The following is a 21,314-nucleotide window of genomic DNA, read 5'->3' as shown; positions in this document are numbered from 1 at the left end:
TATAACAGACTGGCGGTATAATTAACACCGTAATGCGCTAAATACTGCAATCTAAATGATGTTTGCACAGCGGTTTGTTAACCAACAAAGGAGTTTTACATGTTAGTTGTGGTTTCCCCAGCGAAAAACCTTGATTACACGTCGCCGGTTCCCGTCAAAAAAGCAACCCAACCGGTATTGTTGGATGAGGCTGCGGCGCTAGCAGAACATTGTCGTACCCTCTCTCCCGCTGATTTAGCGTCGTTGATGAAAATCTCCGATAAATTAGCCACATTAAATGCTAATCGGTTTAATGCGTTTACGCTGCCCTTTACCGAGGAAAATGCTCGCCAAGCGGTATTTGCATTCAATGGTGACGTTTATACAGGCTTAGATGCGGCCACTTTGAGCAAGGAAACGCTGGATTATGCCCAGTCTCACCTGCGTATACTGTCAGGGTTGTACGGTGTATTGCGGCCATTAGATTTAATGCAACCTTACCGGCTGGAAATGGGCACCAAACTCAGTAATAGCAAAGGTAAAAATTTGTACGAATACTGGGGCGACATCATTACTACAGAATTAAACAAAGCGCTGAGTCAGCAGGGCGATAACGTGTTGGTGAACCTGGCGTCTAATGAATATTTTAAGTCAGTTAAACGTAAATCTTTAGATGGCATGATTGTGACGCCTGTTTTTAAAGATCAAAAAAACGGCCAATACAAAGTGATTAGTTTTTTTGCTAAAAAAGCCCGCGGCCTTATGGCACGCTACATTATGGAGAATCAAACTGAAGATGTAGCGGCTTTAAAGCAGTTTAGTGAAGCAGGGTATCAATTTTCAGAAGCGCAAAGTTCCGATACCGAATTGGTGTTTTTACGGGATGAGGCCAAATAACACCTCGCTACACTAACGACTCCTGTTAACAACATTGTGCGAAGGCACCGTACAAACATGCATCAAGGGTTAGTGATGCACACCCATCGGAGAACACAACAATGTATACTTTATACGGTTTCCCTCGTACCCGCTCAGTTCGCGTAGCATGGGCGTTAGAAGAACTAGGCTTACCTTACGAATACACATGCGTGAATCTTAAAGCCGGTGAACATCGAACTGAAGGGTTTGTTGCCTTAAATCCGGCCGGCAAAATACCGACCTTACAAACCGAGTTTGGGTCGATGAGCGAGTCTGCCGCCATTGTTACTTGGTTATTGGACAAACACGGTCAGCAGGAGTTTATGCCGGTGCTAGGCTCTGGGGAACGATTGTTGTACGAACAGGCGATGGCGTTTTTAATCACCGAATTAGAACCCCCGTTATGGAACATGGTTAAGCATGATTTTGCGCTACCTGAAAGCCACCGAATTGCCCAAATGCAAGAGGTAGCAAAATACGAATTTAATACTGCCATGACCACGTTCTCAGCGTTGTTAGCTAACAACGACTATTTAACCGGGCCCTTGTTCACTGGCGTGGACATTGTGGCTGGGCATATTTTGTCGTGGGCCAAAGGCAGTGGCTTTGAATTAACGGATGACAATGTGCGCGCTTATGCCGACAAGGTGCTGTCTCGTCCGGCCTACCGAGCCGCGTGGAAAAATGAGGTGGCTCACTTACCCACCTAGTACGAAACGTCGTGCTCACGGCGTAACCCTATCTCACTGCTAGTCATCATTACTTTACGTTGTGCGGTGCCTGATTGCCGCCACAGTATTGTTTAGGATTTGTTGTATGCAATCATTACTCGACGGAATTTACTCAGAAATTAAGCCTTTGCTGGGACAGGGCAAGGTGGCCGATTACATCCCTGCCTTGGCAAAGGTAGATCCTCACCAATTTGGAATTGCCATTTGCAGTAATAATGGCGAGATCACCGAAGTGGGTGATGCAAATAAACCCTTTTCAATACAAAGTATTTCTAAAGTGTTTAATCTTGTATTGGCAATGAATCACTACGATGACAGCTTATGGCAGCGGGTAGGGTGCGAGCCTTCCGGTTTACCCTTTAATTCTCTTGTGCAGTTAGAATACGAAAATGGGATCCCCCGAAATCCATTTATTAATGCCGGGGCATTGCTCATTAGTGATATCGTTCAATCTCGTTTTGCGTCGCCTCAGGTGGCCATGCGGGATTTTTTACGGACGCTATCCGGCAACGCGGAAATTCATTCTAACCCCGAGGTGGCGGACTCAGAATATGCCCATCGTGACCGCAATGCCGCCATGGCTTATTTAATGCGAGACTACAACAATTTTGACAATGAAGTCGAAGAGGTATTGCAAAACTATTTTTTCAATTGTGCCATGGAAATGAGTTGTGTGGACTTAGCCCGAGCCATTAATTTTCTTGCAAATCGTGGGTATTCCTCCATAGCCGAGAAGCAGATTTTGTCGGCAGATCAAACGCGCCAAGTTAACGCATTACTGGCTACCAGTGGTATGTACGATGAAGCGGGAAGTTTCGCATTAAAGGTGGGACTACCAGGTAAAAGTGGTGTTGGCGGTGGAATAGTGGCCGTGGTACCTGGCCGTTTTTCTATCTGTGTGTTTTCGCCAGCGCTAAATAAAGTAGGAAATTCCCTATTGGGTGTGGCGGCTTTAGAGTCTTTGAGCAAGCGCATCAGCTGGTCGGTCTATTAATTATCTTCTCCAACAAACCGATAACCCGGCCTCCATGGCCGGGTTGTTAATCTTTGGGTTTACAGTTTAACCAGTAGCTTGCCTTTGTTTTTCCCTTCAAACAGCATATTTAATCCTGACACTGCATTTTCCAGCCCGTCAATGGTGTGAGCACGGTACTTTATTTTGCCTTGTTGTACATAGGGAGACAGTTTTTCCAAAATTTGTGGAATTTCGTCCCAGTGATCAGGCATGGTAAAACCCTGAATATTTAACCGTTTTTTGATAATCGGTAACCAGTTTGGGCCGGCAGAGGGTTTGTCAGCTTGATAGTCGGCGATCATGCCACACACCACAATGCGTCCATGGTCGTTCATACGATTTACAATATGGTGCTGAATAGGGCCACCGGTATTTTCGAAAAACACATCAATACGTTTCGGTGTTAAGGATTCAAGCTTGGCTTCAAGATCATCGGTTTTATAATTGATGGCGCCATCAAAGCCCAATTCGTTGATAATCCAGTCTGCTTTTTCATCACTGCCTACCACACCGATAACCCGTAACCCATCGGCCTTCGCCAATTGACCAACAATAGAGCCCACAGAGCCTGCTGCACCGGTGACAATTAAGGTTTCACCTTCTTTAGGCTTGCCGAAATGATAGAGGCCCGTGGTGGCTGTCAGGCCGGGTAGGGCAAATACACATAATGCCATTTCTTCAGAAATGCCATCCTGAAGTTTATTCAGTCTTTCGCCGTTGCTGATGGCATATTCTGTCCAGCCCATCATGCCCATGACTTTATCGCCAACGGCAAAATCAGGGTGATTGGATTCGATAACTTCACCCACACCACTAGAGCGCATCACATCGCCCAATTCAACCGGCGGAATATAGCTTTCACGATCGTCACTCATCCATCCAAGCATGGCGGGATCAAGGGACATGTGCGTTTGTTTGATCAACAGTTCGCCGTCACCAGGCTGAGGAATTTCTTGTTCTCTAGTCGCAAATAAATCGGCGCTGATTTGGCCATTTTCAGGTCGTTTAACCAACGTAATTTGTTTATACATAGACATCTAGTTACTCCTATTTATTTGTTGCATAAGAGGATGGGGGTGTATCTTGCTCATGCAATGAAAAGGTATGATTTGTACGCTGATAGGTACGTAATTTGCGATATTTGGATTGTTGTGGCGGGCACGAATAGCAGACAGTAAAGATAAATGTAGGGGCATTGATGGCCCCTAATTCTTGTTTAGTAACCCCTTATTCGACAAACATCTCTTGTTGAAACTGGAGCGTTTGGGTGTTGTTACCCAATTGAATATTAATGGAAAATCGAAAGGTCTCACGATCACTAAAGGAAATGGGGGCCAGGTAATAAACCGCATCGCCTTCATTTACCCGACGAAAGGTGAGGGCTTTGCTATTGCCCAATAAATTTCGTGCATTACCTGTAACCGATACCCTCTGTGCAGCCTGGGTTTCACTATCAAGCACAGAAATATTAACCAAAGCATTAAATTTGCTGCGCACGATACCGTATTCACGGGCCACCTCAGGACTTAGGAACGTGGTATTAACAACCATATAGTGCACATCCCAATCGCCCAGTGTTTGTTTTTGCTCGGCGTGACTGGTGCTGCTCACACCCAGGGTAAGCAAGGCTATAACAACGAGAAAAAACGAAGGTAATCGGGACATACTATTATGACCTTTGGTTAATCGCTGGGGTAAAAAGGGCCGCCATTAATACAACCCAAATGTATTTTGTAGAAGGATCTGAATAAACTGCAAGGCGATAATGGCAATTAACACAGAGAGATCCAGCCCACCAATAGGAGGAATTATACGTCTTATGGGCGCTAAGAAGGGTTCGGTTAATTGATACATCAAGTATTCTATGGGGTTTTGCCCTTGGGAAACCCAGCTTAAGATGGCCCGAATAATCAGGATCCAGAACATCAACGACAGCGCTTCTTTAACAACCGTAACTAAGGCCAGCACCACAATTGAAAGGGGGTTGATGTTACCGCTACCAAACAACATCACTAAGGTAATAAATTTTAATGCGGCCACGGCCAGTGCTAACACGAACGTCGCGGTGTCAAAACTGCCTATAGAAGGAATGAAGCGACGCAACGGCGCGACAATAGGGTGGGTTGCTTTTACGATAAACTGGCTGGCCGGGTTATAAAAATCAGCCCTGACCAGCTGTAACCACAATCGAAGTATCACTACCATTAAATATAAATTAAAAAGGGTACTGATAAGAAATACCGATGCGTTGCTCATTAACTGTTTTCCTGTGACGCTTAAAGTTGTTTAGCCATTTCATCTGCTCGGGCAACTGCAGCGCGCATGGCTTTGCTGACAGTTTCCTTAAGACCTTCATCAAGCAGCGTGTTGACTGCGGCGGCGGTGGTCCCACCTTTAGAAGTAACTTGGGCCCGAAGTTCACTTAATTCAATGTCTGGATTGTGACAAACCATTTCTGCGGCACCCAACATGGCCTGTTGAACCATGGTTCGAGCCGTCGATTCATCGAACCCCATGTTGATGGCTTCTTCTTGCATGGCTTGTAAAAACAAGAAGAAATAAGCGGGACTACTGCCTGCCGCTGCAATGACTCCATTGATGCCGTCTTCATTGTCTACCCATACGGTTTCGCCTACTGCATTCATGACAAAATCAGCATAATCTTTATCATCCCGGTTCACTGTGTCATCAGCATATAGCCCTGACATCCCTTTACCGATGAGGCTAGGCGTATTGGGCATAATACGAATGATGGGATATTCGCCACCCAGCATTTCTTGCAAGCGAGCTACCGGCAGACCAGCCGCGATAGACATAAACAGTTTACCGGATAAATCATTATTTTCCCGAAGCATTTTTAACATATCACCCATCATCTGGGGCTTAACGGATAAAATAATTGCATCAGCAAACTGGCAAGCCTCGTCGTTTGACTGGGTAATTTGAATGCCGAATTCTTCGTTCAATTTTTCCAGTTTCGGTTTGGAGGGATTACTGGCCAGAATATAGTTGCTATCGTACCCCGATTGTATGAGGCCACTGATGATACTGCGACTCATGTTGCCTGCGCCAATAAATGCCAATTTTTTTTGTTGCATGAAAACCCTTTTGTATTAGTGAGAAAATTAACAGAACGGTATATCTATATCGCTAATTTCGCGAACCAAATATGGCCGTTCCAATTCTGACCATGGTAGAGCCACATTCAATGGCTTGTTCCAAATCATCAGACATTCCTACGGACAGGGTATCAAAATCGCTCAGGTTTGTGTGATAGCGAGTGAATAATTCTTCTAACTGTTGCAATGAATGAATCTGTTCTTCTTTACTCGGTCGGGCTTTGGGAATGGCCATCAATCCGCGAAGACGGAGATTTTCAAGGGCCGTTAATTCATCAATAAATGCCGGCACATCTGCCGGTGCTAGCCCGGATTTTGTTTGTTCATCGTCAATATTAATTTGAATACAGATATTAAGAGGTGGCATGTCGCTAGGACGTTGTTCGTTTAGTCTTCGGGCTATTTTTAGCCGGTCTACAGACTGCACCCAGTGAAAGTGTTCGGCGACGACTTTGGTTTTGTTCGATTGTAGCGGACCAATTAAATGCCATTCGATATCATCAAGATGACGGAGGTGTTGAATCTTTTCCACACCTTCCTGAACATAGTTTTCACCAAACTTTCGTTGTCCCGCTTCATACGCTTGAGTGATTTGGGATACCGGTTTGGTCTTGCTAACCGCTAGTAATTCAACCGAATTTAGAGGACGATGCGCATTGGCAGTGGCTTGTTCCATTCGCAAGTGTGCGGATTTCAGTCGTTCTGCTATTGTTTGCATTAATCACCTGATGTGTGGAGACGTGGTTGTGGATATTACCGAACTTTTGGCTTTCAGTGTTAAAAATAACGCTTCAGATTTACACCTCTCGGCGGGCTTACCGCCGATCATTCGTGTGGATGGCGAAATGCGTCGTCTTAACGTACCCGAATTGGATCATAAAGAAGTTCATGCCCTGATTTACGAAATAATGAACGACAAGCAACGCAAAGAATATGAAGAAAACCACGAGGTGGATTTCTCCTTTGAGGTAAAAGACTTGTCTCGTTTTCGGGTCAATGCGTTTTTGCAAAATCGCGGCGCAGCCGCGGTGCTAAGAACCATTCCTAGTCGTGTACTCACGTTGGAAGAATTAGGCGCGCCAGCGGTATTCAAAGACATCATCGACCAACCCACAGGTTTGGTGTTGGTTACGGGCGCTACGGGCTCGGGGAAAAGTACCACGTTGGCGGCCATGATTGATCACATCAATAACACCAAGCGTGAGCACATTCTGACCATTGAAGATCCCATCGAGTTTGTGCATAACAACAAGCTGTGTGTATTGAACCAACGTGAAGTTCACCGCGATACCCATAGCTTTTCCAACGCCTTGCGCTCAGCTTTGCGGGAAGATCCCGACGTCGTATTGGTCGGTGAATTACGTGATTTAGAAACCATTCGTTTGGCCATGACTGCGGCAGAAACCGGTCACCTCGTGTTTGGTACCTTGCATACCAACTCGGCACCGAAAACCATCGATAGGATCATCGATGTATTTCCGGCCGAAGAAAAATCCATGATCCGCTCGATGTTATCCGAGTCTTTGCGGGCTGTTATTTCCCAAACATTGCTGAAGAAAATTGGCGGAGGACGAGTTGCCGCCCATGAAATCATGATTGGTATTCCCGCCATTCGAAATTTGATCCGTGAAGATAAAGTCCCCCAAATGTATTCCGTTATCCAAACAGGACAATCCCATGGCATGCAAACCATGGAGCAGTGTCTGCAAAAGCTCGTGGCGCAAGGGGTGATTAGCCGTCAGGATGCCTTGGCAAAGTCCATCGATAAAACAAAAACAATGTAGGAGCGGTGCGTGAAACTGCAAGCATATTTTGAAATGGCCACCGAACGAGATGCATCGGATATTTTTGTAACGGTGGGATTTCCGGTGAGCGCAAAAATTGACGGCAAGCTGGTACCACTTGGCGAAGAACCGCTTACACAGTTTCAAGCCAAAGAACTGGTGCAAAGCGTCATGGAAGACCGTTTCATGCGTGAGTTAAACGATCATAAGGAAAGCAATTTTGCGGTGGGCATTAAGGGCTTAGGCCGATTCCGTTGTAGTGCGTTTTGGCAACGAGATTCCATTGGTATGGTAGCCCGTCGTATTGTAACTGATATTCCTAAAGTGGATGAGTTGGGGTTACCGCCGATTTTGAAAGATATCATTATGAGTAAGCGTGGCTTGGTGTTAATGGTGGGAGCCACAGGTACCGGTAAATCGACCTCCCTAGCGGCACTCATCGGCCATCGAAACCACAATTCTCAAGGCCATATTCTCACCATTGAAGATCCCATCGAATTTATTCATCGACATGGCTCCTGCGTGATTACCCAGCGTGAAGTGGGTATCGACACACACAGCTTTGATGATGCTTTGAAAAGTTCGCTACGACAAGCTCCGGACGTTATTTTGATTGGTGAAATTCGGTCTATGGAAACCATGAATTACGCCATGTCCTTTGCCGATACCGGCCACTTATGTGTCGCGACCTTGCATGCCAATAATGCGAACCAGGCGATTGAACGTATTATGCATCTGGCCCCCAAAGAGATGCACAACAAATTACTGTTTGATTTAAGCTTGAACTTGCGCGCCATCGTGGCTCAGCAATTGATACCGAAAAAAGATGGAAAAGGGCGGGTGGCTGCCATTGAAGTCTTGTTAAATTCGCCGTACGTGTCAGATTTAATTCAGCGCAACAAAACTGCCGAGCTTAAAGATGCCATGCAAAAAGGTAAAGAGATGGGCATGCAGACATTTGATATGGCGCTATATACCTTGTACAAGGATGGTCGAATAGATGAAGAGCAGGCATTGCACCATGCCGATTCTCCCAACGATTTACGTTTAATGATTAAATTAGACAATAGCGAAGGCACAGACCTCGGCTCCCTGTCCAATGTATCGTTCGATATGGACGACTGAGTTTTTACTATGCTTAAACTATTTAGCCATGATGATCGCTTTTTAATTCAGCAATTGCGCAGCGAGCTGGAACGGGAAGGTATTCCCCACTTTATCAAAAATGAATATGCCAGTGGTGCTGTAGGAGAACTTCCCTGGCAGGATGCACAACTGGAAGTCTGGTTAGTGGATGACGATTGGTACGATAAAGCTGCACGCATTGTATCGGCGTTAAATCCTGCAGAGGTTGCGCCAGTTCGTTGGCGCTGCAATCACTGCCTGGAAGAAAATGAAGGGCATTTTGATTTGTGTTGGAAGTGTCAGGCGTCGCGGGTGGTTAACGACGACTAATATTGATTTTCTGCCCAACTGGTGAAAATCACGCAGGCTGACACACTGTCTACTTTTTCTTTGGTGAGTTTTTTATAGCCCCCTAATTCAAAAAGCATGGCCTTGGCGTCGGCAGTGGATAGACGTTCATCCCAGGTTTCCACGGGCACCTTAAAGCGGCCAAGTAACCGATTGGCGAAACGTTTTGCCAGCTGTGTAACATGCTGCTCGGTGCCGTCCATATTAAGCGGTAAACCCACCACAACCAGGTTAGGCAACCAGTTGTCGTATAGTTGCTGTACTTTCGCCCAATCGGGCACCCCATCAGTCGCTTTTAACGCTGAAAGGGGAGACGCTGTGCCTGTGATCTCTTGACCAATAGCTACGCCTATGCTTTTGGTGCCAAAGTCGAAACTAAGTACCGTACGTGAACCAATATCAGGCATGTCCTACACCCGGGGTGAGTTGCCATACATCAATGCCTAGTTTCTGCACCGCCGCCTGCCATTTTTTGTGGATGGGAGTCGTAAATAAAATATCGGTATCCGCTTCGATGGTTAACCAAGCATTTTCTTGCATCTCAGTTTCTAATTGCCCAGCTTCCCATCCCGCATAGCCCAACGCAATAAGTGCGTTATCCGGACCGTCTTTGTGGCCGATGGCAGAGAGAATATCCTTAGAGGTAGTGACAACCACATTGGGCGCAAGAGTTAAACTAGAGCTCCATTCCCCTTGGTCGGTATGCAGCACAAACCCTCTTTCTTGTCCCACCGGGCCGCCAGCCAAAATGATCTGCTCGGCGGTATCGTTTGAAAACTCTGCGTCTTTATCGGTTTGTTCCAGTAACTCTTTTAGCGTCATCGTCGACGGTTGATTGATAACAATGCCCATTGCCCCTTCCGCGTTATGTTCGCAAATATAGGTGATAGAGCGGGAAAAATACGGATCTTCCAGCGATGGCATGGCAATAAGAAAGTGATTTTGCAATGTTTTTAATTCTGTCATCCAATACTCCCGTTGGCGGTTAATTTTGACTCGATTGCATCAAAAAGTTTACCCATGATGCTAATGTCAAAATGACTTTCTATTTCTCTTACGCAAGTGGGGCTGGTAATGTTTATTTCTGTTATGCGATCGCCAATCACATCAAGGCCAACAAACAGAATGCGGTGGGCTTTTAATACCGGCGCAATCGCCTCGGCCAATGCTCGATCAGACTCACTGATGGCTTGGGGTCTGCCGGTACCGCCAGCAGCCAAGTTACCCCGAGTTTCCCCTTTGGTGGGAAGACGGGCAAGGCAATAGGGCATCACTTCTCCATCAACAATTAAAACTCGCTTATCGCCATCTTTAATGGCGGGTAGATAAGCCTGAGCCATCATTTGTTGGGTACCGTTTTGTGTAAGGGTTTCAATGACCACCCCTAAATTATTGCCATCGGATTTTACCCGGAAGATGGACGTGCCGCCCATGCCATCAAGTGGCTTACAAATAATATCTTGATGCTGTTGATGAAATTCTCGTACTCGCTGAGGATCTCGTGCTACCAAGGTAGGCGGAATCAAATCTGGGAACCAAGATGTGAATAATTTTTCGTTATAGTCTCGTAACGCCTGTGGATTATTCACCACTAGGGCACCTTCGCTTTCCGCTAAAGAGAGCATCTGAGTGGCATACAAAAACTCGCTGTCGAAGGGAGGATCTTTACGCATCATAAGTACGTTTATTTCACCTAACGGTAACGTCTTTGCCGGAGAAAGGGAGTAAAAATCCTGCGCCTGATCCCTGACGATCACTTCCTGAACCGAAGCCATCGGTTTGCCGTTGTCTAAAAACAAATCAGACAATGTCATGTAATATACGGTAGCGCCCCGTTTCTGGGCTTCTAGCATCATGGCAAAGCTAGTGTCTTTATGGGGCTTAACGGACGTAATTGGGTCCATGATAAAACCAACGGCATACTTCATGTGTGATACTCTTTTTTTGCAGGGATCAAGTTACCTTTACTATGGCGATCATACGAATAAAATCAACTGTGTTAGGGCGAAAATAGCTGTGTTTAAGCGGATTGATTAGCGAGGTAGGGGAAAATACAGATAAAAGCGACTGCCAGCACTGTTCGCATTGTCATAGTGAATACTGCCACCTAATTTTTGTTTTACAAGACGGGCGCAGGTGGCCAAGCCTTTTTTATGGCTAGCAAAGTCATCTGTTAGGGTCGGGCCGATGCCGTTATCGTCCGTGTTCTTGCCTATTCCTCTACCGTGATCCTCAATCACGATTTTCATCATGGTTGTATTGCCTCTGCGAGTCAGCGCCACCGTTATCCAAAATTGACAGTGATTACTGTTGATATAGGCGTGACGTACGGTGTTGGACACCAGTTCAAAAATCACCTGAGTAAAGGTACCCACCGGCAACATGGCGGTTAATTCACTATCTACTGTGATACAACCCATTGCATTGGTGGAGGGCAATGAGGTCACCGATTGCAGTATTGGCATTAACGTCTCGGCGATATTAATGGTGCGTACCGGGTTTTCAGCAATATCGTTGAGTAAGCGTTCAAAGGTTTGCAAGCGGTTGTGTAAATTCACCGATAAAAGCGTGTTTTCTGCTATCCCTCGATTGGCCGATTGACGCAGTTTTTGCTGCAGCTTGTGATCCGGGGTTTTATTCCCAAGGCCTTGAGATGCCTGTGTTGCGATAACATGTAAAAACCCGTTTAAGGAATTTGACATGTCTAGCATGGATCGAATATCCCCTAACAGGTGTGTGGTCGCCAAACGCAGACTCGGCGGCACCGGATGCGTTAGCTGGGCAGATTCTAATTGTGCCAACTGGCTAAATAAACGCTCACAACTGGCCGTTAAGCTAGCGATTTGGGTTTCATGGCGCTTTGCTTTTTTTTCCAGGGCCCATTGTGTCCGCGCCTTTTCTTGCTGAGACTCGGCATAGGCAAATAATTTAGTTAATTGCTGGCAAACCTGCTCAAAGGGCTCAAGGGACGTTAACTCAGAAGCTTGTTGGTAAGGGCCGGTGACCATTAACGTCCCAATGCAATGATTATCGTGAAGCAGTGGAAAAGACCAAAAATTAATCGCCCTTGATTGAGGTAACGTGGCGGAAAACGTGCGCCATTTGGGATAAGCCGTAATATTTTCGATATACAGGGGTTGTTTTGACTGCGCCACAACCGCACAGGGGGTAGTCTGCTGGCTAATGACAACGTGATCAATGGCATCTAATTGGGAGGCAGATAGCGATGGCGCGGCAAGAACTGATAAGGTTTGCGTTTGCTGCACCAACTGCATAACGGCCAACTGATAGTGTGGCAATTTAGCCTCTACATGGCGCAAAAAACGCTCTGTCACTTTCGCAAGTGGCGCGCTTTCTAGCACCATTTCTAGGCATTTGCCATAGATTAACGACGTGTCGAGTTGACCCGTTTCTATCTGCGGTATGTTACGAGAATAAACAACATTCATCATTGCGAGACATTATTATTTTTATAAGCCAATACAATTATTAACGTGTTTATCTATATAAAACAAGCATCCATCACAAATCGCCGTGAATGGCTTGCAGAATACTTAAGGCAGAGATAGCTGCTGTTTCGGTACGCAAGATGCGAGGACCAAGGCCAGCGGCCACATAACCGCTTTCCAGTGACTGATGAATTTCTTGTTCTGTTAAGCCGCCTTCTGGGCCTACGAGTAATCGATAGCCATGGGTGGCGTAGCTGACTTTTGCTAATGGGTGAGCCGCATTAGGAGCCAGTACAAGGCGAGAAGCTTGGGTCGATGTGGCTAACCATTGATTCAGTGTTTGTGGCTTGTGTACCGTGGGCAAGGTATTTCGTCCACATTGTTCACATGCTCCAATAATGATTTTTTGCCATTGGTGTAGCTTTTTTTCCCAACGCTTTTCATCAAGCTTTACCGCGCAACGCTGGGTGATGACAGGAGTAATGTGGCTGACGCCAAGCTCTACGCTTTTTTGTAATACCCAGTCCATTCTGTCGCCTTTAGATACTCCCTGACCTAAATGCAGGGGTAACGGAGATTCTTTGCCAATGGCAAGACAAGCGTCAGCTTCTACATGTACCTTATTTCGATTAACGGCGATAATTTGGCCACTATATTCATTGCCATCGCCATTAAATAGAACGATGGGATGATTCGCTTTTAAACGCAGCACGGTACCCACATGATGGGCGGCATCATGACTGAGTAAGAATTCTTCGTCTAAGGGGATGGGGTCAGGGTGAAATAGGCGGGGAATACGCATTACAAATACCACATTGAATTAATCGTCTTGGCATATGATACCGACTTAAGCACGGCGGACGCAATGTCCACCGTGTTGTCTCAATCTCATACGGGGTTTGCAGACAATGGCAATAAGTAGCTGATTACTACGTGGCGATGAAAAGGCTAGTTGACTTGCACGCCATTGGGATCAGTGTTTTTACTGATTGATTTTGTGTCAGGCTTGGGACCGTTACGACGGGCGTGAATGGTGTGCTTTCCTTTGTCTGCAGTGAGCGCAAATGCGAGCAAAAGAAGTATGATTACAAAAAGTGCCGATAGAAATAACATGTTTAAATCCCTTATTTTAGCAAACCGAAAATGGCGATAGCTAAACAACCAGACACACCAGAGCGATAAATTCTGATAATCCTGCATCAGATAACGCCCAGTCGGGGAACATCACTTATTCCGAACATCTGGTTAGTGTTTCCTATCACTTCCTCACTGGAGCAGTAAGAAAATGAGACAAGAATATAGACCAAAAAAAGGAAAAATACAGCCTTTAACGAAGCTGGATTTATTCAATTTTGTTATTAGCCTTAAAATCAGTTGTTTAGAAATACGCTTTTTTCAAACCATCTTAATAAGAGGGATTTTAACCGCTGGCCATTACACAAATATGATGGTAATTACATCGCTGTTAATTATGCCTCTTTATACCATTGTATAATATAGAAAAACGTTCTGGACTATTGCGCTATATATCAATCAATTGGTATCTTAGCGTCGCATGGTGGGACGACTCGCGTAACATTTAAATAGGAAAAATAAAATGGAAGAAAATTTATCAATGTTTAGTGCTTCAGATATTGAAGGATACATAAACACGTACGCAATTCCATGGGGTATCAATATTGCAATGGCGCTTGCCATCTTTATTGTAGGCCGCATCGTTGTTGGGATATTGCTTTCTGTCTTTCGCCGCGTAATGGTGAAATCGAAATACGATCAAATGCTGGTGGATTTCTTAGAATCTATCATTAGCGCTATTTTGATGCTCTTCGTGATTGTCGCCTCACTTAATCAATTAGGCGTTGATACCACATCACTGGTTGCTATTTTAGGTGCAGCTGGCTTAGCCATTGGTTTGTCGTTGCAAGATTCTTTGAAGAACTTTGCCGCGGGTGTCATGTTGTTAGTCTTCAAGCCGTTTAAAGCCGGTAACTTTGTTGAAGCCGCAGGTACTGCAGGTTCAGTAAACAAAATTGGTATTTTTACGACCACAATGACAACCCCTGATAATAAAGAAATTATCATTCCAAACGGGGCTATCTACAGCGGGACTATTACTAACTTCTCTGCGAAAGAGACTCGCCGTGTGGATATGGTTGTAGGTATTGGTTACGATGCTGATTTGAAAAAGGCGAAAGCCATTCTTAACGAAATGGTGGCCGCTGATGATCGTATCTTACAAGATCCAGCACCCACTGTAGCGGTATCCGAACTGGCAGACAGCAGCGTGAATTTTGTTGTTCGTCCTTGGGTTAAAGCGTCTGATTTTTGGGGCGTGAAATTCGACTTTACTGAAGCGGTTAAACTACGCTTCGACCAAGAAGGTATTTCTATTCCGTTTCCACAAATGGATGTGCATCTTCACAAAACAGACAGTGAAGAAAATGCCTAATTAAACAGGTACGTTAAAAAACGCCACTTATGTGGCGTTTTTTTTTAATTGCAATTAGGGCGGGTAGCGGTCTTGTCATAATCGTAAAGGGCTGCGGTCATGTTGGCTTGCAGATTTTCAATTCTTGATTGGGGAGCAGGGTGAGTAGATAAAAGCTCGATGGGCTGCTGTCCACCACTGGCCGCTTCCATATTTTGCCAGAGTGTCACCGATTCTCTCGGGTCAAAGCCTGCTTGTGCCATTAAGGCAAGGCCAATTAAATCGGCTTCCGACTCATGGGTGCGAGAGAAGGGTAAGGTAATGGCCACTTCAGATCCCATACCGATGGCTGCCATAATCGCGCCGCTGTATGCCACCTCATTGGCATTAACAACTTGAGCAACGGCTTGGGTACCCAAATTAGTCAGTGTGGATGTGGACATGCGCTCATTACCATGGTGTGCAATAACATGGCCAATTTCATGGCCTATGACCGCAGCCAGTTGTGATTGGGTTTTCGCCACATTGAGTAATCCGGTATAAACCCCAATTTTTCCCCCAGGTAGCGCAAACGCATTAACCTGCTCATCTTCAAACACCACCACTTCCCATTCACCGCTAAAGACACTTTGCGGTACATAGGGGGTCAGAGATTTAGCCACGCACTGCACATAACTGTTTTCTACCTGTTTACTGGATACTTTAAGTTCTTCTTTCATGCTAGAAAATGCTTGTCCGCCCATCTCGGCCATTTGGGTTTCTGAGTACAGTAACATCTGGTTACGTCCAGTGGGTGATGTGGCACACGCACACAGCACTGTGATGAATCCTGCGGTGGCAAAGGATTTTAACCTGCTTTTCATGTCTATTCCTTTTTCTAGATTGGCGCCGGCGTGATCATCATGGGCTGTTTTCGTGTTGCCTTTATCAAAATGGCAATGACACAGGCAGACTGATTGCCGAATCCATTGTTTCTTTACGTTTAGTTTACAGTGCTTTTTCGAGTTGGGGAAAGGAATGGTTCACTTTCTCCTCGTGCTTAGAGCATGACCGCTTTAGCGAGGTAAAAAAACTGAGACTAAATCGTCACACTATTGTCGTGAACCTGTCATACAGCATCCCTAGATTAGAGAGGTTTAGCGGCCGATAAGGCCAGCAGCACATACGTATTTTAAAAAAGAGATAGGAACACACATGTTGGTACAGAATACATTTAAAGCGGGCGTACTCGGGTTATTAATTTCAACGGCGTTGTCTGGCTGTAGTTTAGATGGTGATGATGGCGCTCAAGGCCTGCAAGGTTCCCAAGGTGAGCAAGGGGACACCGGTAGTGATGGCAATGATGCCAGTCTTGGGGTGACGCTAAATGTTGTCGGGCGCGCAGTGGTAGGTGGCGAAGGGGCGGCAGAAATTGTGCAATATCATCCCGATACTCAAACCATCTACGCCACCAATGGTGAGTCCGGTACGATTTCTGTTATTGATATCGCGGGGTTGACAGGCGAGGCCCTGACGTCACCCCAAAGCCAAACCAACTTAACCCACACAGCACTGACATTGCCCACCGATATTGAAGGTGTTGAGCTTGATGGACTCACCAGTATCGCTGTAGCAGGTGACCTACTGGCGGTGGCGATCCCCGCCGCCGAAAAAAGTGACAATGGGTTCGTATTATTTTATCAAGGATTGAATTCTGCGACGCCAACCTTTTTTAAGGCGGTGGAAGTGGGTAATTTGCCCGATAACGTTACCTTTACGCCAGATGCCAGCAAAGCGCTGGTTGCCAATGAAGGCGAGCCGTCAGCAGATTATACCTATGATCCTGAAGGGTCGGTGAGCATTATCACCATCACCGATGGGGTGCCTGCCGATGCATCAAGTACGGTGTCTTTTGAGCTTTTTAACGATAAACAAACTGAACTCGAAGCCATGGGCATGCAATTTCCTAACCCTTCGGGACGCACCATTAATGGTGTGGCCATCAATACCACCGTGGCTATGGATTTAGAGCCTGAATATATCACGGCTACCAATGAGACGGCCTATGTGACTTTGCAGGAAAATAACGGTATTGCGGTGATTGATTTAGATACCTTGGCCGTGAGCATTAAAGGGTTAGGTGTTAAGGATTGGAGCCCCTATGAAATCGATATTCAAGAAAACAGCAGTGTGAGTTTTGGTCAATATGAGGGCCTGTATGGGGTCTATATGCCAGATACCATTACCAAGATGACATGGAAAGAGGCCACCTTTTTGCTTACGGCCAATGAAGGGGATGCCAGAGAATACGTGTTTGATGCTGACGACGAAGACAGTTGTTTAGCTGCGGGCGGCTTAGATTATGATGACGGCGATTGCCTTGCTTATACCGATGAAGTGAAAGTGGAAGATCTCGACGCTGAAACAAACTCGGCACTGGCCTTGTTGCAAGCAACCGGTGAAGCTGATGATTTGCGGGTGACCTTGGCCATGGGCGATGCAGATGGCGACGGTGAATATGATGCTGCCTATTCCTATGGTGCTCGCTCTTTCACCATCTGGGATGAAAATGGTGAGGTGGTATTTGACTCCGGCGATGACTTTGAACGTATCACGGCCTCGGTGCATCAAGGTGCCTTTAACAATGGCGATGATGAGAACGAAGGGGACAGCCGCTCTGAAAATAAAGGGCCTGAGCCTGAAGCCATTACTGTGGGCACATTAGGAGACCGAACTTATGCCTTTGTGGGTACTGAACGCATGGGCGGCATTTTTGTTTATGATGTGACCAATCCTTACGATGTGTCATTTGTCGAATACGTCATCAACCGGGATCTCACCGAAGGGTTAAAAGCAGAAGATAATATCGGTGATCTTGCGCCAGAGTCACTGGTATTTGTCCCTGCTGAAAATAGCCCTAACGGCGAAGCATTGCTAATTAGTGGCAATGAAATCAGTGGCTCGGTGACCGTATGGCAAGTATTAGCGCAGTAGCAAGCGACACTTTATAATTTGAAGTGAGTACGTATATTTTGACATTGTCCGGCACAGGGTTCTAGGTGCCGGATCCTGTTCTCATTTGTCGTCCCATCTGATTTGCGTCATGACATTTCTTGTCTAAAACGCTAAGCTAGAGGCCGATAAAATCCGTTAATAGCCGGGGGTTCCGGTGAAATACGGGCTGAGGCTTGACCGATAAGCCACAGACGAGAACAAGAGAATATTACATGTCTAAAAAGATAGTGATTAGTGGTGTGGGCCTGTGGACACCAGAACATGTTATTACTAACGACGAATTAGTTGCCAGTTACAATGAGTATGCGGACAAACACAACGAACAGTTTGCTGCGGAAATTGCGGCGGGTAGCAAAGAGGCCAAAACCCATTCTAGCGCTGCATTTATTGAGAAAGCCTCGGGTATCAAGCAACGTTTTATTTATCAAAAAGACGGTGCCCTGGATATTTCCCGTATGCGCCCTGCCATTCCTGAACGGGGGGATGACGAGCTGTCCCAACAAGCAGAAATTGCGTTGGCCGCAGCCAATAAAGCGCTTATAGATGCAAACAAAAAGCCCGAAGATATTGATGCGGTCATTGTTTCTTGTGCTTATACCCAGCGCGCGTATCCGGCCATTGCCATTGAAGTACAAGAACGCTTAGGCATAAAAGGGTTTGCTTTTGATATGTTGGTGGCGTGTTCTGCCGCAACCTTTGGTATGCACCGTGCTTATGAGATGGTGGCAGCCGGCACCGCTCGGGCCGTGCTTGTCATTAATCCAGAGTTGGTCTCTCCGCAGGTCAATTATACCGATAGAGACAGTCACTTTATCTTTGGCGATGTGGCTACAGCCACGGTGATAGAGTCGCAAGACAGTGCTAACTCCGACAAGCTGTTTGAAATTCTCAGTACCAAAGCGGTTACCCAATTTTCAAATAATATACGTTCTAATTTTGGTTACATGAGCCGGACCCACGATGGAGATCCTTACAGTGCCGATAAGTTGTTTCATCAGGCCGGGCGTAAGGTATTTAAAGAAGTTTGTCCGATGGCGGCAAAACACCTAGAGGAACACGTGGCCAGCCATGGGTTCACACCCGCTGATGTACGCCGCTGGTGGCTGCACCAAGCCAATATTAATATGAATCTACTTATTGGTAAGAAGCTGTTAGGCCGGGAAGCCACAGCAGATGAAGCGCCGGTGGTGCTGGACCAATATGCCAATACTGCCTCTGCCGGATCGATTATTGCCTTGGCATTGCATCATGACGATTTGGTTGTCGGTGATATCGGCGTGTTATGCTCTTTTGGCGCGGGTTATTCCATTGGCAGTTTAGTCATTCGCCGTTGCTAAAGAGTCACGGCGGTATACAGGGCTAAAAAAAGGGACGTTATGATTTCAGACATTGGCTATGGCCTTAGCGCTTTTGGGTATTTGGTGCTGCTGTTGTTGCTGTTTACGGTGCGTAAACCCGGTTTAGCAAAACACTTGCTGGTACTGGCCACACTGGCCACGCTGATTTGGTCGCTTAGCTTCATTACCTTGCTAACCGGCCCCATTTCAATGCACCAGTTGTTAACCGCAGATACCCTTAAACAAATGGTGTGGTTGCTATTTATCGCCGGTTGTTTACGAGACGATTTCAGTACCCTATGGGATGTATTGCGGCGGCCAGCTACCATGGCTATTTTAGCGCCTCCAGCGGTGGCGCTGCTGTTGCCTTTGATAACCCCTGTGCCTGCTGAATGGCGCTTTTTATTCCTCACTGTGCTGTCATTAGAAGTGTTAATTTTACTTGAAGTCATGTTTCGTCAGTCAGGAGAGAACCAATGGGCATTTAAACCCTTGGTGCTATACCTCGGGGCCATGCATCTTTTCGAGTTCGTTATGTATGCCAACGCCACCATGGTGAACAAGGTGGAATTGGTTTATCTGGTCTCCCGAGGGTATATCTATCTTATTATGATGCCCTTGTTGGTGGTGGCAATAAGACGCATAAAACATTGGGGGGTAGATATTTTTATCTCCCGAGAAGTGGTACTTCACAGCTCATTATTATTGGTCGCTGGGATCTACCTGATGGTAATGGCATCAGCGGGCTATATCGTGAATTTTATTGGCGGAAGTTGGTCGACCACCATTCAAACCGTCTTGGTGGTGCTCTCGCTGGCATTGCTGATTACCTTAGTGTTATCAAACGGTTTTCGTACCCGTATTAAGGTATTTATTACCAAGCATTTTTTCGCCAACCAATTCGATTATCGGGTTGAGTGGGTGAAACTGACCAAGGCATTGTCTTCGCCACCGGAAGATAAAAACCATGTGTACCAAATTGCCCTTAAAGGCCTGCTAGGTGCAATTAACTACGAAACTGGCTGTTTGGTAAAAACAACCGGCATGGATCTAGAAACGGTAGCCTGTGAAAGCATGGGCAATTTGCTGCCACAAGAGGAGCGAATCATTAACCAATTGACGCCCTTTTGCGTCAAAACCGGGTGGTTAGTTGATATTTCTGAATATACGTCTAAACCGTTTGAGTATGATGGCTTACAACTGGATCGAGAAGCGCTAAAACGGTGCCGCTTTCAGCTTGTGCTGCCGTTGCTTAAACAAGATGAAATTTGGGGCGTGGCGCTACTGCAAACAAAAGACAGCGAAGCATTGGCGCTAAACTGGGAAGTGCGGGATTATCTTAATGCTGTCACCGAACAGGTGGGGACCTATCTTTATCATCATGAAGCTGCCAACGCAGTGGCCGAAAATGCTCAATTTGCAGCATTTAACCGTATGTCCGCCTTTGTGTTACACGATTTGAAAAATGTGATGGCGCAAATCGATCTCATTTTATGTAATGCCGAGCAACATAAAGATAATCCAGAGTTTATTGAAGACACCTTCGAAACCCTGCATTATACCAAAGCGCGTATGGACAAGATGCTACGTCAATTGACAGAGAAGAAGATAGATGAGGTGGGCGTGTTCTCGGCACACAATCTTTCGGTATTAATTGAAAAGTTAATTGACAGTCGATGCCAATCATTAGAGCCTGTACCGGAGATCCACATAGACAGCGAAGAAAAAGTTGTGGTGGACCCAGAAAAGTTTACTAATGTTATTTATCACCTTGTGAGTAACGCACAACAGGCTACCCCCGACAGCGGAACGGTGACGGTTTCTCTTTCATGTGATGAACAAAATCAGCGTCAATTGGTGCACATAAAAGATAATGGTTGCGGTATGGAGCAAGCCTTTATCGACCAGCGCCTGTTTAAACCTTTTGATACAACGAAAGGCAATGCAGGTATGGGGATAGGTGCTTTTGATGCAAAAAATTATATGCAATCTATTGGTGGCAAACTATTGGTAGAGAGTGAAGTTGGCAAAGGAAGTTGCTTTACTCTGGTGTTTCCACTGGATTAAATCTATTCCTCAATGAAGTT

21 protein-coding genes are annotated in these 21,314 nt (G+C 45.9%); 10 read left to right on the top strand and 11 right to left on the bottom strand.

Annotation, left to right across the window (positions count from 1 at the left end; genetic code table 11):
* Positions 1 to 99: 99 nt before the first annotated feature.
* The 3 genes from yaaA (at position 100) to glsB (ending at position 2,622) form a co-directional block, all read left to right on the top strand.
* Positions 100 to 876, top strand: a complete 777-nt coding sequence (yaaA, locus tag KO501_RS14560) for a peroxide stress protein YaaA (RefSeq protein ID WP_216030389.1) — start codon at positions 100 to 102, stop codon at positions 874 to 876.
* Between the two features lie 101 nt (positions 877 to 977).
* Positions 978 to 1,607 carry a glutathione S-transferase family protein gene (locus tag KO501_RS14555; protein ID WP_216030388.1) on the top strand — a complete coding sequence of 210 codons (630 nt, stop codon included), beginning with the start codon at positions 978 to 980 and terminating at the stop codon, positions 1,605 to 1,607.
* Between the two features lie 106 nt (positions 1,608 to 1,713).
* The gene (glsB, locus tag KO501_RS14550; RefSeq protein ID WP_216030387.1) at positions 1,714 to 2,622 is read left to right on the top strand and encodes a glutaminase B; all 909 of its coding nucleotides are present in this window, start codon (positions 1,714 to 1,716) and stop codon (positions 2,620 to 2,622) included.
* A gap of 59 nt (positions 2,623 to 2,681) precedes the next feature.
* Here the strand turns inward: glsB and KO501_RS14545 are convergent, their stop codons facing one another.
* The 5 genes from KO501_RS14545 to KO501_RS14525 form a co-directional block, all read right to left on the bottom strand.
* On the bottom strand, positions 2,682 to 3,680 hold the full coding sequence (locus KO501_RS14545) for an NADP-dependent oxidoreductase (protein WP_216030386.1): 999 nt from the start codon (positions 3,678 to 3,680) through the stop codon (positions 2,682 to 2,684).
* A 190-nt stretch (positions 3,681 to 3,870) separates the two neighbouring features.
* Positions 3,871 to 4,308, bottom strand: coding sequence for a DUF4426 domain-containing protein (locus tag KO501_RS14540; RefSeq protein WP_216030385.1), 438 nt, complete (start codon positions 4,306 to 4,308; stop codon positions 3,871 to 3,873).
* 45 nt (positions 4,309 to 4,353) lie between these two features.
* Positions 4,354 to 4,899, bottom strand: coding sequence for a YggT family protein (locus KO501_RS14535; RefSeq protein ID WP_216030384.1), 546 nt, complete (start codon positions 4,897 to 4,899; stop codon positions 4,354 to 4,356).
* 20 nt (positions 4,900 to 4,919) lie between these two features.
* Positions 4,920 to 5,741, bottom strand: a complete 822-nt coding sequence (gene proC, locus KO501_RS14530; protein WP_216030383.1) for a pyrroline-5-carboxylate reductase — start codon at positions 5,739 to 5,741, stop codon at positions 4,920 to 4,922.
* 52 nt (positions 5,742 to 5,793) lie between these two features.
* The gene (locus tag KO501_RS14525) at positions 5,794 to 6,480 is read right to left on the bottom strand and encodes a YggS family pyridoxal phosphate-dependent enzyme (RefSeq protein ID WP_216030382.1); all 687 of its coding nucleotides are present in this window, start codon (positions 6,478 to 6,480) and stop codon (positions 5,794 to 5,796) included.
* Positions 6,481 to 6,508: 28 nt separating this feature from the next.
* Between KO501_RS14525 and KO501_RS14520 the strand changes: the two genes are divergently transcribed.
* The 3 genes from KO501_RS14520 to KO501_RS14510 are packed head-to-tail and all read left to right on the top strand — an operon-like array spanning position 6,509 to position 9,001.
* A complete protein-coding gene (locus KO501_RS14520; RefSeq protein ID WP_216030381.1) occupies positions 6,509 to 7,546 on the top strand; it encodes a type IV pilus twitching motility protein PilT in 1,038 nt (345 codons plus the stop codon).
* A 15-nt stretch (positions 7,547 to 7,561) separates the two neighbouring features.
* Positions 7,562 to 8,671: a PilT/PilU family type 4a pilus ATPase gene (locus KO501_RS14515; RefSeq protein WP_289847311.1), complete on the top strand. Its 1,110-nt coding sequence runs from the start codon at positions 7,562 to 7,564 to the stop codon at positions 8,669 to 8,671.
* 9 nt (positions 8,672 to 8,680) lie between these two features.
* Positions 8,681 to 9,001, top strand: a complete 321-nt coding sequence (locus KO501_RS14510; RefSeq protein WP_216030380.1) for a DUF2007 domain-containing protein — start codon at positions 8,681 to 8,683, stop codon at positions 8,999 to 9,001.
* On the opposite strand, the gene ruvX is transcribed toward KO501_RS14510, so the two are convergent.
* The 5 genes from ruvX to KO501_RS14485 form a co-directional block, all read right to left on the bottom strand.
* Positions 8,998 to 9,426: a Holliday junction resolvase RuvX gene (ruvX, locus tag KO501_RS14505; RefSeq protein WP_216030379.1), complete on the bottom strand. Its 429-nt coding sequence runs from the start codon at positions 9,424 to 9,426 to the stop codon at positions 8,998 to 9,000. The genes KO501_RS14510 and ruvX overlap by 4 nt on opposite strands.
* Positions 9,419 to 9,985, bottom strand: coding sequence for a YqgE/AlgH family protein (locus KO501_RS14500; RefSeq protein WP_216030378.1), 567 nt, complete (start codon positions 9,983 to 9,985; stop codon positions 9,419 to 9,421). Before KO501_RS14500 ends, ruvX begins: the two co-directional genes overlap by 8 nt.
* Positions 9,982 to 10,947, bottom strand: a complete 966-nt coding sequence (gene gshB, locus KO501_RS14495; RefSeq protein ID WP_216030377.1) for a glutathione synthase — start codon at positions 10,945 to 10,947, stop codon at positions 9,982 to 9,984. The genes KO501_RS14500 and gshB overlap by 4 nt, the downstream gene beginning before the upstream one ends.
* A gap of 105 nt (positions 10,948 to 11,052) precedes the next feature.
* Positions 11,053 to 12,471 carry an ATP-binding protein gene (locus tag KO501_RS14490; protein ID WP_216030376.1) on the bottom strand — a complete coding sequence of 473 codons (1,419 nt, stop codon included), beginning with the start codon at positions 12,469 to 12,471 and terminating at the stop codon, positions 11,053 to 11,055.
* 70 nt (positions 12,472 to 12,541) lie between these two features.
* Positions 12,542 to 13,270 carry a 16S rRNA (uracil(1498)-N(3))-methyltransferase gene (locus tag KO501_RS14485; RefSeq protein WP_216030375.1) on the bottom strand — a complete coding sequence of 243 codons (729 nt, stop codon included), beginning with the start codon at positions 13,268 to 13,270 and terminating at the stop codon, positions 12,542 to 12,544.
* A 795-nt stretch (positions 13,271 to 14,065) separates the two neighbouring features.
* On the opposite strand from KO501_RS14485, the gene KO501_RS14480 reads away from it, so the two are divergent.
* Positions 14,066 to 14,917, top strand: coding sequence for a mechanosensitive ion channel domain-containing protein (locus KO501_RS14480; RefSeq protein WP_216030374.1), 852 nt, complete (start codon positions 14,066 to 14,068; stop codon positions 14,915 to 14,917).
* A 44-nt stretch (positions 14,918 to 14,961) separates the two neighbouring features.
* Here the strand turns inward: KO501_RS14480 and KO501_RS14475 are convergent, their stop codons facing one another.
* Positions 14,962 to 15,759, bottom strand: a complete 798-nt coding sequence (locus KO501_RS14475) for a M48 family metallopeptidase (RefSeq protein ID WP_216030373.1) — start codon at positions 15,757 to 15,759, stop codon at positions 14,962 to 14,964.
* 331 nt (positions 15,760 to 16,090) lie between these two features.
* Here KO501_RS14475 and KO501_RS14470 point away from each other — a divergent pair, with 331 nt between their 5' ends.
* From KO501_RS14470 to prsK, 3 genes are all read left to right on the top strand, one after another.
* Entirely contained in the window at positions 16,091 to 17,869 is a 1,779-nt protein-coding gene (locus KO501_RS14470) for a choice-of-anchor I family protein (protein WP_216030372.1), read from the top strand.
* Between the two features lie 233 nt (positions 17,870 to 18,102).
* Complete coding sequence (locus tag KO501_RS14465) at positions 18,103 to 19,227, top strand: beta-ketoacyl-ACP synthase III (protein WP_216030371.1); 1,125 nt, start codon at positions 18,103 to 18,105, stop codon at positions 19,225 to 19,227.
* Between the two features lie 39 nt (positions 19,228 to 19,266).
* Positions 19,267 to 21,294 carry an XrtA/PEP-CTERM system histidine kinase PrsK gene (gene prsK / locus KO501_RS14460; RefSeq protein WP_216030370.1) on the top strand — a complete coding sequence of 676 codons (2,028 nt, stop codon included), beginning with the start codon at positions 19,267 to 19,269 and terminating at the stop codon, positions 21,292 to 21,294.
* The last annotated feature ends 20 nt before the right edge of the window (positions 21,295 to 21,314 follow it).

The sequence above is a fragment of the Alteromonas sp. C1M14 genome (genome assembly GCF_018860965.1).
Classification (GTDB): Bacteria; Pseudomonadota; Gammaproteobacteria; order Enterobacterales; family Alteromonadaceae; genus Alteromonas.
The sequence above is the reverse complement of the archived record's forward strand: the minus strand, read 5'-3'. Positions and strand labels throughout refer to the sequence as shown.